This window comes from Dysgonomonas sp. (genome assembly GCF_035323175.1).
In the GTDB taxonomy this organism is placed as follows: Bacteria; Bacteroidota; Bacteroidia; order Bacteroidales; family Dysgonomonadaceae; genus Dysgonomonas.
Map to the genome: position 1 here is coordinate 23,988 of NZ_DAOKYH010000019.1, position 13,761 is coordinate 37,748.

Annotated in this window: 12 protein-coding genes; 5 read left to right on the forward strand and 7 right to left on the reverse strand. The window is 38.5% G+C overall.

Translation table 11 applies throughout. The features are described 5' to 3' along the window. The first annotated feature begins 48 nt into the window (after positions 1-48). Positions 49-891 carry a patatin-like phospholipase family protein gene (locus PKC55_RS15615; RefSeq protein ID WP_291124369.1) on the forward strand — a complete coding sequence of 281 codons (843 nt, stop codon included), beginning with the start codon at positions 49-51 and terminating at the stop codon, positions 889-891. Here PKC55_RS15615 and pepE read toward each other — a convergent pair whose 3' ends face one another. Next, positions 892-1,602, reverse strand: coding sequence for a dipeptidase PepE (pepE, locus tag PKC55_RS15620; RefSeq protein ID WP_291124371.1), 711 nt, complete (start codon positions 1,600-1,602; stop codon positions 892-894). A 136-nt stretch (positions 1,603-1,738) separates the two neighbouring features. Next, complete coding sequence (locus PKC55_RS15625) at positions 1,739-2,770, reverse strand: N-acetylmuramoyl-L-alanine amidase family protein (protein WP_291124373.1); 1,032 nt, start codon at positions 2,768-2,770, stop codon at positions 1,739-1,741. Between PKC55_RS15625 and PKC55_RS15630 the strand changes: the two genes are divergently transcribed. Continuing rightward, the gene (locus tag PKC55_RS15630; RefSeq protein ID WP_324373564.1) at positions 2,771-2,911 is read left to right on the forward strand and encodes a hypothetical protein; all 141 of its coding nucleotides are present in this window, start codon (positions 2,771-2,773) and stop codon (positions 2,909-2,911) included. A 62-nt stretch (positions 2,912-2,973) separates the two neighbouring features. On the opposite strand, the gene eno is transcribed toward PKC55_RS15630, so the two are convergent. Then, a complete protein-coding gene (eno, locus tag PKC55_RS15635) occupies positions 2,974-4,263 on the reverse strand; it encodes a phosphopyruvate hydratase (RefSeq protein WP_006842055.1) in 1,290 nt (429 codons plus the stop codon). Between the two features lie 341 nt (positions 4,264-4,604). Between eno and PKC55_RS15640 the strand changes: the two genes are divergently transcribed. The 3 genes from PKC55_RS15640 (at position 4,605) to PKC55_RS15650 (ending at position 10,296) form a co-directional block, all read left to right on the forward strand. After that, complete coding sequence (locus PKC55_RS15640; protein WP_324373565.1) at positions 4,605-7,430, forward strand: FAD-binding and (Fe-S)-binding domain-containing protein; 2,826 nt, start codon at positions 4,605-4,607, stop codon at positions 7,428-7,430. A gap of 95 nt (positions 7,431-7,525) precedes the next feature. Then, the gene (locus PKC55_RS15645) at positions 7,526-7,993 is read left to right on the forward strand and encodes a hypothetical protein (protein ID WP_291128198.1); all 468 of its coding nucleotides are present in this window, start codon (positions 7,526-7,528) and stop codon (positions 7,991-7,993) included. Positions 7,994-8,085: 92 nt separating this feature from the next. Beyond that, complete coding sequence (locus PKC55_RS15650; RefSeq protein ID WP_324373566.1) at positions 8,086-10,296, forward strand: TonB-dependent receptor; 2,211 nt, start codon at positions 8,086-8,088, stop codon at positions 10,294-10,296. 358 nt (positions 10,297-10,654) lie between these two features. Here PKC55_RS15650 and PKC55_RS15655 read toward each other — a convergent pair whose 3' ends face one another. The 4 genes from PKC55_RS15655 to PKC55_RS15670 form a co-directional block, all read right to left on the reverse strand. After that, positions 10,655-11,320 carry a DNA alkylation repair protein gene (locus PKC55_RS15655; protein ID WP_291028402.1) on the reverse strand — a complete coding sequence of 222 codons (666 nt, stop codon included), beginning with the start codon at positions 11,318-11,320 and terminating at the stop codon, positions 10,655-10,657. Next, positions 11,321-11,620, reverse strand: coding sequence for a Dabb family protein (locus PKC55_RS15660; RefSeq protein WP_006842049.1), 300 nt, complete (start codon positions 11,618-11,620; stop codon positions 11,321-11,323). Positions 11,621-11,736: 116 nt separating this feature from the next. Next, a complete protein-coding gene (locus PKC55_RS15665) occupies positions 11,737-12,195 on the reverse strand; it encodes a hypothetical protein (protein ID WP_135106978.1) in 459 nt (152 codons plus the stop codon). Positions 12,196-12,342: 147 nt separating this feature from the next. Beyond that, positions 12,343-13,626, reverse strand: a complete 1,284-nt coding sequence (locus tag PKC55_RS15670; protein ID WP_291126413.1) for an Nramp family divalent metal transporter — start codon at positions 13,624-13,626, stop codon at positions 12,343-12,345. Between the last annotated feature and the right edge of the window lie 135 nt (positions 13,627-13,761).

A 13,761-nucleotide genomic window follows, 5' to 3' on the forward strand; every position in this document is an offset into this window, starting at 1 on the left:
ATTGCAAAAATTGCTATCTTTAGCCCCCAATAAGTATAAAAAACGGAGATGATTAATACATCAGAGATAGGATTGGTACTTGAAGGAGGAGGCATGCGTGGAGTTTTCACCTGTGGAGTTTTGGATTATTTCATGAGTCGAAATATAGAATTCCCTTATGCAATTGGTGTATCTGCCGGAGCGTGTAATGGACTTTCTTTTATCTCTAAGCAACAAGGAAGAGCTAAATATAGCAATATAGACCTTCTGGCTAAGTATAAATATATAGGGCTTAAACATTATATAAAAAAACGAAATATCATGGACTTCGATTTACTGTTCCATGAATTTCCTGAAAATATTATACCCTACGATTATCAGACTTACTTTTCCTCCCCATCACGGTTCGAAATGGTAACGTCCAATTGCCTTACAGGGCAAGCAGAGTACTTAGAAGAGAAATCGAATAAGGAAAGGGTTATAGATATTGTAAAAGCATCCAGCAGTTTACCTATTATGTGCCCTATAGCGTATGTAGATGATATCCCGATGCTTGACGGAGGCATCTGTGACTCAATACCTGTAAACAGGGCAATAGATCAGGGTTATAAAAAAAACATAGTCATCCTTACACGCAACAAGCGATACAGAAAAGAAAGCAAGGATATAAAAATACCATCTTTCATTTACCGGAAATATCCGGCTATGCGTGAGGCTTTAAGTAACAGAAATAGTCTTTATAATTCTCAATTGGATTTGATAGAAAAGCTTGAGGAGGAAGGATCTGTATTTGTTATCAGACCCCAAAAACCGATCATTGTAGATCGTATAGAAAAAGATATAAACAAACTCACAGCACTCTACCAAGAGGGCTATGAGTGTGGTATGTCTATTGAGAAGATGAACCTTTAATCACTTCTTTAGTAGAAAACTGAAATCATCACCTGTTTTCAATTCTCTTGGTTCTTCGCCATATTTGAATATACGTGCTGTCTTTTTTCCGATAAGTTTCAAGTCATCGCCTTCAAGGTTCAGCATAGAGCCTTCTCGCAGTCCGACAACATATATGTCCTGGTTTTCTGTAATAAATTCCCTGATACGATCTTCACGAGTTTCACCCCCATGATTTTCGGGATGTGTATCCAGATAATGTGGGTTTATTTGAAAAGGAACAAGGTTCGCCACATCAAACCCTTTAGGATCGATAATTGGCATATCGTTTGTTGTTCGCAATGTAGGACAAGCCACATTTGAACCCGCACTCCATCCTATATATAAAACTCCTTGTTTTACTCTTTTACGAATAAGCTCTATAATCTTATTATCACGCAGCATGCGAACAAGCTTCCATGTATTACCACCTCCTACTACAATAGCCTCTGCTTCTTCAACTGCCTTTACAGGATCGTCGTAGTGATGAATGCTAACAACACTATGCCCTATTTCTTTGAAACGATCGTTAACTTTCTTCTCATATTCATCGTAGGAAAAAGTAACCGCAGCATAAGGAATAAATAATGCTTTTACAGGTTTTTCTCCTAAAAACTCTTTAATGTTATACTTCGGATAGTCTAAATACGCCTCTCCCGGATTTGTTGAATTGCTGATAAGTAATAATCTCATAATGCACTTTTTTGTATTTATACAAATATATTAGTTTTTATGATAACTGACAATGGAGATTTTCTTCATCTGTTGTATCGTAGAGCTATCAATATTCAAAAGGATAAGAGCTAAAAAATATTAGAATATCTATTCTTTACTTTCCCTTCTTCCAGTTTTCATAGTCTTTGATGAAACCCCTACACATCCAATTAGCCAAAGCCTGCCTGTTATCTGATTGTAAAAAGCGACGCTGGTCGAAACTATTCTGAATATTGCCAAGCTCTGCATAAATACCCACAGGCTGAGTTTTATCAAGAACGTATAAGGTTCGTGTACTTACTGTTCCGGTAAAGCCTCTATCCGGCTGATGTTTGTCATAATGATCACTGAAAGTCTCACGCATTGTATTCGCTAGTTTTTTACCCGCAGTACTATTCTTTGAGTAATAGAAAAATACATCTAGTTGTTGCTTCTGACTTCTGCTATCCAAATGAATAAAAACAGATCTTTTATATTTTGCTTTCGAACGCTTACTCAAGCTGTTTATTTTATCTGTCCGCTGTTTCAACCGGGCAATCTGGTTCAAAGGGATAGTAGCCCCCATACATGTTTCACGCTTACTATTCAACAAATAACGGTCATCCCTTATACCATCCTCTGCATCTTGAATAATCATATATACTGTAGCTCCTTCTTCCATCAAGTTGCGTGCAAGTCTAAGCGTTATATCATAAGCGTACTCATCTTCGCAAAGCTCATAACCGTCTACCTCTGCCATTGCTCCGGGGTCGGGTCCTCCGTGCCCACTGGATAAGAAGAAACAAGCACCTTTTAGCTTATCTGATTTAATCGTATATTCCGCATATTTTTCTCCAAAAAGCTTATTCTCCGTTTTTTTACCCGTTTGACCAGAATCCAAAACTTCGTTCTCTGTTTTTTTCGTATTATCCTTATCCGTGTCAGGTAATAGATACGAAACATCCTTCAATAGAGAATTTTCTTTACCGAACTTTCCTTTATTCAACTCCAGAAACTTATTAAGATTATCTGTCCCTGTGCGTTTGTTTCTTCTCAGAAAAGCGTGTATGCCTTCACCATTACGAGGTGTATCTTTTTCACTTTGAGAATAAACGGAGACACTTGATATTATAAGTATTGAAAAGATTATAAGTCGAATATATTTCATATGTCACTAAACTTAGCCGGAACGGCAGTAAGAAATTTTGGAGTTGGTAAAGATACTAAGATTTCGCCAAAGATTGGGTCGAATGAGGATTTTGTTGTAGACGATAGTCTCTATCAAGAAGAGAAAACTAAAATATATTGATCCAAAAGAAACAAAGGCTGTCCCTATTGGAACAGCCTTTATAATATCAAGAAGTTTTCTTCTTATTTTTTACGTTGTACACGTTGCCATCCGTAAACAGCTTTGTCTCCAAGTTCTTCTTCGATACGAAGTAATTGGTTGTATTTAGCCATACGGTCTGAACGGCTCAATGAACCTGTTTTGATTTGTCCTGAGTTAGTTGCAACTGCGATATCAGCAATTGTAGCATCTTCAGTTTCTCCCGAACGGTGAGAAGTTACGCTAGTGTAACCTGCACGGTGAGCCATTTCGATAGCATCCAAAGTTTCAGTAAGTGAACCAATTTGGTTTACTTTGATAAGGATTGAGTTAGCACAACCTGTTTCTATACCTTTTTTCAAGAACTCAACGTTAGTTACAAACAAGTCATCACCTACCAACTGAACTTTATCTCCAAGTTTGTCTGTAAGCAATTTCCATCCGTCCCAGTCATTTTCGCCCATACCATCTTCGATAGAATCGATAGGGTATTTAGCTACTAGGCTTGCAAGGAATTCAACTTGTTCTGCTGATGTACGTTTAGCTCCGTTAGGACCTTCAAATTTAGAATAGTCATAAACACCACCTTTGAAGAATTCAGAAGCAGCACAGTCTAAAGCGATTGTAACATCTTTTCCCGGCTCATATCCTGCAGCTTTAATAGCTTTAAGGATTGATTCAAGAGCATCTTCTGTACCATTCAATGTTGGAGCAAAACCACCTTCGTCACCTACAGCTGTACTAAGACCTCTGTCGTGGAATTCTTTCTTCAAAGCGTGGAATACTTCAGCACCACAGCGCAAACCTTCTTTGAAAGAAGGAGCACCTACCGGACGGATCATAAACTCTTGGAATGCGATAGGAGCATCAGAGTGAGATCCACCGTTGATGATATTCATCATCGGTACAGGAAGAGTATAAGTGTTAGTACCACCAATATAGCGATACAATGGAAGTTCAAGGTAGTTAGCAGCAGCTTTAGCTACAGCAAGCGAAACACCAAGAATAGCATTAGCTCCTAAATTAGACTTAGTCTTTGTTCCGTCAAGGGCAATCATTTTCAAATCGATACCTCTTTGATCAAGAGCAGATTCACCTAAAAGAGCCGGAGCGATAACTTTGTTTACGTTGTCAACAGCTTTAACCACTCCTTTACCAAGGTAGCGTTTTTTGTCACCGTCGCGAAGTTCCAAAGCTTCGTTTTCACCAGTTGAAGCACCAGATGGTACTGCAGCACGACCAACCACGCCACATTCCAAAGTTACATCAACTTCAATTGTAGGATTACCTCTTGAATCCAAGATTTCACGTGCGAAAATTTTCTCGATTCTCATTGTTTTTATTTGTTTAAAAATGAATAATGTATTTCGTTTTTTGTTTGTTAAAATTTGAGTAGCAAAATTAGTCTTTTTTCTTGTATTTAATAAATTATAGCAGAGGAAAAATACATCAATTTATGCTTTTTAGCAACTCATATCTCCAAAACTAAAAAGAATAATAAATATACAAAATAAACCTCAGACCTCTAAATAATTCGTTGACCTTTTAGGTTTTTATCACATCTACTCACCATTGAAATAAGTCTAAAACGTACTCCTATTTCAAATATGTTTTATAAATTGCATTGGTTTTCCGAAACCGTTTACCTATACTGATCACTAAAAAGCTAAATACTATGTTACCTGATAATTATCAGCAACTGAAAAAAGAATTATCTAAAACAATTCCGTCGAAACGAATTATTACCAATCCTCTACAACTATTAGCATACGGTACTGATGCAAGTTTTTATCGTCTGATTCCTAAAATAGTAGTACAGGTACATACAGAAGAAGAGGCTGTAGAAGTAATACGTCAGACAGGAAAACTCAATATTCCGGTTACATATCGGGCAGCAGGCACAAGCCTTTCGGGGCAAGCGATAACCGACTCGGTGCTGATGGTAGCAACACACGAATGGCGGAAATATACGATTCTTGATGATGAGGCTTTAAAGATAAAACTACAGCCCGGAATAACAGGAGCCAGAGCAAATATTCACCTACAACCTTTTGGGCGTAAGATAGGTCCCGATCCGGCATCTATCAATGCCGCAATGATCGGGGGGATAGCCGCGAACAATGCGAGCGGAATGTGCTGTGGTACAGATCAGAACTCATATAAAACAATTGCAGATATCCGCATCGTCCTCTATGACGGTACTATTCTTGACACTTCGGATGAAAAAAGTAAATTGGATTTCACAGAAAAACATCCTGAGATTATTCGTGAAATAGAAAAACTTAGAGATAAAATAAAAGCAGACAATACGCTTACAGAGCGTATTAAACAAAAGTATAAAATAAAGAACACGACAGGATATAGCATAAATGCATTAGTAGATTATGAAGACCCTTTCGATATCATTAAGCACCTGATGATTGGTTCGGAGGGGACACTGGCTTTCACCTCCGACATAACCTACCATACGGTTGTGGACGAGAAATATAAAGCTTGTACTCTAATGATCTTCGAAACCATAGAGAAAGCCTGTGAAGTAGTTCCTATGCTCAAAAAGACACCTGTGTCTGCAGTAGAATTACTCGATAGAGATTCTATACGATCTATCGAAGACGATCCGGAAGCTCCTTCATATTTTCGGGCATTACCCGAAACAGCCTGTTTGCTGCTGGTAGAAATACAAGCCAACGAACAACTCGAAATGAATGAAAAAGAGGCTATCATCCGCAAGGCAATTGAAACATATCCCACAATTCAACCATATAAATTTACTTCCGATCCTAAAGAGTATAATTTTAACTGGAAAGCTCGTAAAGGACTTCTGTCCTCCATTGGAGGCCTGCGAAAAACAGGAACAACATGTCTTATAGAAGACGTTGCGTTTCCAATAGATAGACTGGGAGATGCATGTGTGGCTTTAAAAGATTTATTCAAGCGTTTAGGATATGCTGATGCCGTGCTATACGGACATGCCCTCGACGGAAACTTCCATATTGTATTCTCTCAGGACTTCAACAGTACAAGCGAGGTACAGAAGTATGCTGATATGATGGACGAACTGGCCGACATTGTTGTCAATAAGTTTGATGGTTCGTTAAAAGCTGAGCATGGAACAGGGCGCAACATGGCTCCTTTTGTAGAAAAAGAATGGGGAGAAGCGGCTTATAAAATCATGCTCAAGATTAAAGATATTTTTGATCCTCATAAACTTATAAATCCGGGTGTAATCATCAACGAGAATCCCAAGATACATCTTGAGAATTTGAAACCTCTTCCTGCAGCAAATGAGATAATAGATAAATGTATGGAATGTGGCTTTTGCGAACCAAACTGTGTTGCAGAGGGGCTAACCTTATCGCCACGCCAACGGATCGTGATTGCTCGAGAGATATCAAGACTAAAAGCATTAGGTGAAGATCCTTCACGGTTGAAACAAATGCTGAATGACGCGAAGTATTATTCAGACGAGACGTGTGCTACAGATGGACTGTGTGGCTTGGTTTGTCCTGTAAAAATAGATACAGGAAAATTTATCAAGCATGTCCGACACGAAGAAGCATCGGACACAGCAAAAAAAGTAGCGTCTTATATTGGCAACCGTATGGCCGGGACTACCTCGGCAGCAAGAGGGGGACTTAATTTTGTTCACTTCGTCCATTCTATATTAGGCGATACACTGATGGGTGGAATTGCTTCTACAATGCGAACCCTATCTCTAAAAACGATTCCAAAATGGAATAAGGATATGCCTAAGGGAGCGAGCAAGATAAAGGATATGGTAATAAATGAAGGACAGGTGGATAAAGTTGTTTATTTTCCTTCGTGTATAAACCGTTCGATGGGCAAATCAAACGGCTATGAAAAGGGTGACGTAGAATTGACAAAAAAGACACAGGAACTTCTACAACGTGCAGGATTTACCATTATTTACCCCGAGGGTATCAATAGCCTTTGTTGTGGAATGGCGTTTAGCAGTAAAGGTCTGAAAGAAGAAGGTGCCCGCAAATCAAAAGAGCTGGAAAATGCATTATTGAAAGCTTCTGAAAATGGGAAGTATCCTATTCTATTTGATATGAGCCCATGCTTCTATACTTTCCATGAGGCATACGAGAATAAAAATTTAAAGATATATGACCCAATAGAGTTTATGCTCGACTTTGTGATGCCTAAGCTCGAAATCAAACACCCTCGTAATATAGTGACTGTTTTTCCTGTATGCTCAGTGAAAAAGATTGGCATGGAACAAAAGCTATTGCAATTGGCCAAGTTATGCTCCAAAGAGGTTGCCTTTGTGGATACGAATTGTTGCGGTTTTGCCGGCGACAGAGGATTCACATATCCAGAGTTGAATGCTCACGGGCAAAGACACCTCAACGAACAGATTCCTGCCGGATGTAAAGACGGCTACTCTACGAGCCGTACTTGCGAAATCGGGATGAGCGAATACAGCGATATAAACTTCAAGTCTATATTTTATCTGATTGATGAAGTAACCAAATAGAGAGAATAGAGAAAAGACTAAATAGAATCACTCTAAATTAAAAAAAACTTAAAACCTATATGTGTCTATAATTTTCTCATATCTTTGCATTTGATATGAAAAGATTTGCACAAAATTTCATTCTTATAATTGCTGCCGCAACGGTGTTTCTTACCGGTGCGGGGGTTACAATTATAAACTACTGCTGCAATTCATGTAGCGAGCAAACTCTTTTCATGACCGAGCAACATACATGTTGTTCTCTAGAACATCAGAAAGCAGAGCAAAAAGGTGATTGCTGTTCGATGCACAAAGATGTATCACACGATGAATCGTGCGGAGACACTTCTTTCACTCAAGATATATCTTGCACCACCTCTCGTTTATCTATAGATATTGATGCCTCTTCATTCAGGCCGATAGTATCTGTGCCATTCGTTTGGATATCGGATGCTTCACCAACTATTCCTTTGAGTATCCTTACAGATAATTCTTTATATACTCAGGATAATTCTATATTCGAATCTCCACCGGATATTCCACCTCGTGAATACCTGTCACTCATTCGCGTACTTATTATTTGATTTTTGTAATACACATCAGCTTATTGTGTACCGATCTGGTATGCAACAAAGTTTCTATTGTATTTTACAAAAATCAAATAATAAGAATTCAAATGAAAACATTTAAAATATTTATTCTACTTCTCCTCATCCCTATTTTCGCCTTTAGCAAAGACATCTTGAAAGGGTATGTATTCGACAACCAGAAACAGCCCTTAATAGGTGCATCTGTACGATGGGAGAATGCAAAGGCAGGAGTAATGACTGACGAACGCGGTTACTTTGAAATATCGGGTACGCCACACAAAGATCACATGCTCGCCATATCGTATGTCGGATTTGAAGATAAAGTTATCCACATACATGATTTTGCAGACACACAAAACGTTGTATTGGAAGAAAATGCCGAATTAGGCGAAGTCGTTGTAGAAAGAACAGTACCGGGAACAATCAAATCTCGGACAAGCCTTTTGAATACCGAAAAAATAACAACCAAAGAATTGCACCGTGCGGCATGTTGCAATCTTTCCGAAAGCTTCGAAACAAATCCTTCGGTAGATGTATCATTTAGCGATGCGGTAACAGGAGCTAAACAAATACAACTGCTCGGGCTAGCCGGAACTTATGTGCAAACATTAACAGAAAACTATCCTAACTTTAGAGGGGCAGCCTCAGTATACGGACTGGATTACATACCCGGCCCATGGATGGAAAGCATACAGATATCTAAAGGCGCAGCTTCTGTAAAGAACGGCTATGAGTCGATTACCGGACAAATGAATGTGGAATACAAAAAGCCAAATAGCGCAGATCCTCTCAGCTTGAATTTATTTTCGAGCGATGCCGGAAGATACGAAGGCAATGCCGATGCAGCATTTATCTTGAATGATAAATTAAGTACGGGAGTATTCTTACACTATTCGAATGAATCTGCATCACATGACGACAACGATGACAGTTTCTTAGACATGCCGAAGAAACATCAGTTTAATATGATGAACAGGTGGAATTATATGTCGGGCAGATATGCTTCACAATTCGGCGTTCGTTTCTTACAGGATTACCGTACCAGTGGGCAAACAATGCATACCTTAAATTCTGCCTCGATCAATACTGATCCGTACGAAATATCCGTAAAGACAAACAGAGGAGAATTTTATACAAAGAACTCATACATTGTAGACGAAGAACGTAATGGAAATATTGCTCTGATATTCACAGGCTCATATCACGATCAGAAATCAAAGTATGCAGCAGATAAATACAATGTATATGAAAACAACCTGTATGCATCGCTGATGTATGAAACAGGGTTTGGCAAGATGCATCAACTAAGTGCAGGTTTAAGCATGAACTGGGACAAATACAATCAATCCATTTATCTGACTCAGCCAATCACAAATCAGCCCGATGAAGAAACTGTAACAGGAGGATATCTGCAATATACCTTTAACAAGGATGACAAGTTCATTGCCCTAGCCGGATTACGGACAGACTACAGCACCCTTCACAAAAAAGCATTCGTTACGCCACGCCTGCACTTAAAGTATATGCCTGTAGAATGGCTAAACCTTAGAGCATCTGCAGGGAAAGGCTATCGTACAGTATTTGTTATGCCTGAATACAGTTACTTCTTGGCAAGTAGCCGAAAGATAGAGATAGCAGACAATCTGCAACAAGAATCAGCATGGAACTATGGCACAAGCATCTCTTTTCATATACCAATCAGAGGTGAAGAACTTACCATATCGGGAGAGTGGTACAGAACCGACTTTGACAATCAGGTGGTAACCGATGTAGATAGCGACCCTCATGCTGTAAAGTTCTATAACCTGTCGGGCAAATCGTATGCCGATAGTTATCAGATAGAAGCGTCATACCCCTTATTCAAAGGGTTTAATATATTGGGAGCATATCGTTGGACAAATGCAAAAACAACTTACGGAGATAAACTAATGAAGAAACCTCTGATAAGTGATTACAAAGCACTTCTAACAGGCTCTTACGAAACCCGCCTAAAGAAATGGGTATTCGACCTTACCGCCCAATTTAACGGAGGCGGACGTATGCCAACCCCTGATGTGGTGAATCCTTTGTGGAAAACTACATTCGATTCGTTTACAATACTGAATGCACAGATCACTAAGAACTTCCGTAATTGGAGTATCTATGTAGGTGCAGAAAATATTACGGATTTCAAACAAAAGAATCCGATCGTCTCGGCAGAAAATCCATTTGGTGATGACTTTGATGCCACAATGGTGTGGGGACCAACTCAGGGTCGTAAATTCTACGTGGGATTACGATATGCTATTGGAAAATAGTTAAATCATTTATAATCTAAAATATTAAGCGGGGTGAAGTATCTTAATTAATGAGATATTTCACCTCGCTTTTTATATTTATGTCTTACAAAAAGAATTAGCTTTATCAATAAGATGAGAGAGGAAAGGAAAATAGGTAAAAAGATCAAGGCATTGACTAACAATGCAGTTGCTTGCATATCTATATCCAGAAAGTAAAGTACAACTCCTATCAGCAGCCAACAAAGAATAGAAAGGACAGACATTATCAATAATGCCAAAGGCTCTCTTCTACCCTTAAAGTGCTTTATCAATACATAAGCCGGTACAAGAATAACGAAGAATAATATGAGGGAGAAGTCTAATCCAAACATTACTCTTACCCCTCAAAGAAATAATCAAACTCGAAAGCCATACTATTAAACGCCTCTTGCTTTATCAGATCTTTATCTTCCTTATATACAGATAATTTTTGAAGAATGCGATCTGCAATATCTTTAGATTGGCGACCAATATGTTTTAGAGTTAACAATGCAGCATTTCGCAGAAAAATATTCTCGGATATCACATCATCCCAAATAGTTGACACTAATTCTACAGCTACCGATTCAGTCTTCTTTGCAATGAACAGACGCGCCAACAACCAGTACCCTGTAGTTCTGATATCTGTAACAGTTGAATTTGCCCATTCCAATGCTATCTCTCTGGCAAATGCCACATTTTGAAGCAAGTTTGCACAAACTTGTTCTCTTATCTCCTGATTGGGGATAGATACGCCCCACTCGTATACCTTTTCTTTTGTAAAAGAATCGGTTGGGTAAAGTAGGGTTGCCAATATTTTCAGCTCGCGGGTATTGTCTGCCCAAAGCGTTTCCGCGAGCTCAGAATCAGGTTGATAACGCTTTGCTAAATCTTTTATCTGCTGAACAGACAAGCCAAAGTTTAGCTTGTAATCCAAACCACGCTGACGCATGTTTGTTGAAACGATGCCGTTCATAGCCATACGGCATCTCTTACGAATGTCTTTTATTATATCTTCTTGCATTTATACCTCAAAGTCTACGGCTTTTCTATCTATTACAGCCTCTCTGATAAAAGGAAGAACAGCCTGATGTAAAGGATGATTCTGATATATTTCTAAATCTTCTTTCTTACTCAATTCTGAATAAAGAGCAACATCAAAGTTGCCACCTCCCAAGAAGTCGATCCCTACTTCTATCTTAAGTAATCCATCAATTTTGCCCGACAAAGCTTCCAGTTTTTCTTTTATCAGCTTTGCATTTGTAGCTTTATCATTTCCGTGAGCTTCATCCTTCAGCTTCCACATTACAATGTGTTTAATCATATTCAGTTATATTTTGGGTTTATTAAAAGGTGACAAAAGTGACACTTTTTATTCTTATTTATATCGTCACCTTTTTCCTTTAAATCATTCTATTAATAGATAAAAACAAATAGAAATTATTCTGCATACTCATTTGGTGACACTTTTATCTCTGCAAAAAGCGTACCATCCAATTTATAGTAAGCGAATATTACCGTCATTTTATCTTTACGAAACATATCGAGATCTTCGCCTTTATTCTCACGCATTCCCATAGTGATAGCAGGCTTTGCACTCCGAACAAATTCGTCAACAGATACGGTAGGCTCTTGAGTAAAAGTGTAGTAATACTTATATTCTGTAGCAGAAACGGCCTCGGCTCGATCCATGCGTATATTGCCGGGTAATACCATTGGCATCGAAGCATTCGCTTTTTCGGCCAGCTTAATATATTTCTTCTTCGGTGCTTCTCCTTTTACTTCTGTTTTTACAGTTTTTTCATCTGTTGTATTATCCGTTTTTGATTTTGAGTTACACCCAGTAAACGCAGCGAATGCAATCGAACAGATAAGAGCAAAAACAATATACTTTTTCATAACTATCCGGTTTTTATTAATAATCAAGTGATAAAGATACGTATTCAAAAAAGAATCTGATCTCTCTTATGTTATATTTTAGCTCGCAACGTGTTTATAACAGAGAAAAACAGACCTAAAAACGGTTCTTTATTGGAGCAATATCGTTTATATCTTAACATCTACAAAGAAACTAACCAACAACAATATATTAAGAAGTGTAACAACTATGGCTATGCCATACAAAAGTATTTTCGTAAAAAGAGTATTAGCATACTTGCCCATTACCTCTTTAGATGATGTAAGCCTTACCTGCAAAAACACAGTTATTGGAAGTTGTACACTTAAAATAGCTTGAGAGATAATAAGCCCCTTAAAAGGGTCGCCTATCATAAATATGATTAGCAATGCTATCCCGAGTGAGATAATCACACCTGTACGCGAATGTATGTCTTTTATATTATAAGGCTCATCGTACATACCCGCAAATATAGAGCCTGCCGCAATACCCGAAGTCATAGAAGACGAAACTCCCGCCAACAGCAACGCCAATGCAAATATCACAACCGCATTACTCCCCAGTAATGGTTCGAGCAGGGAATGGGCTTGTTGAAGATCATTTACGACGATATTTTCTTTAAAGAAAGTTGAAGCAGCCAATAAGATCATCGCACTATTTATTGCCCACCCGATAAACATAGAGAAAAATGTATCGAAAAACTCGTATTTCAATTGCTTTTCAATCACAGCCTCATCTTGCAAATTCCATTGACGGCTTTGTATCACTTCCGAATGCAGAAAAAGATTGTGCGGCATCACCACTGCACCCAGCACACTCATTATAATCAGCATACTCCCTTCAGGAATAGAAGGTACTACCCATGCTTGTGCAGCCTCTCCCCACTCTATATCAACAAGAAAAAGCTCGTAGATAAAAGATAGTCCTATAAGAGAGACAAAGGCAATAATATAGCGCTCTATCTTTTTATACGAATTGGAAAACATCATCGCGAAAACAAAGACTGCAACCAATACGGCACCCACTTTGATAGGAATATCAAAAAGCATATTCAATGCAATAGCTCCTCCCAATATTTCGGCCAAAGAGGTGGATACAGAAGCTCCCATTGCCGACCATAATATAGTTCGCGAACCCATTCGTGGTAAATATTTATTAGCGGCTTCGGAAAGACAGAGCCCTGTCACAATACCCAAGTGAGCTACATTGTGTTGAAGGATAATCAACATAACGGTAGACAGCGTTACCACCCATAACAGAGCATATCCAAACTCCGATCCGGCTGCAAAATTCGAAGCCCAGTTGCCAGGATCGATAAAGCCTACAGTTACCAACAGTCCGGGACCTATATATTTTAATAGCTCCAAAGCACCATACTTTGGTTTGGGGTGAATGCGTGTATATGCTTTCTTTAAATTTTCAAAAAGATTCATTCCGTTGTATATTTGGATACAAAATTATCTTTTTCGCAAAACAATCTTCATAAAATGTGAAAAGAATTAATCATTCCAAAGCTCAACACCTTTCTTTTTCTTATATTCGCAGAATTAATATTTTTAAACACGAAA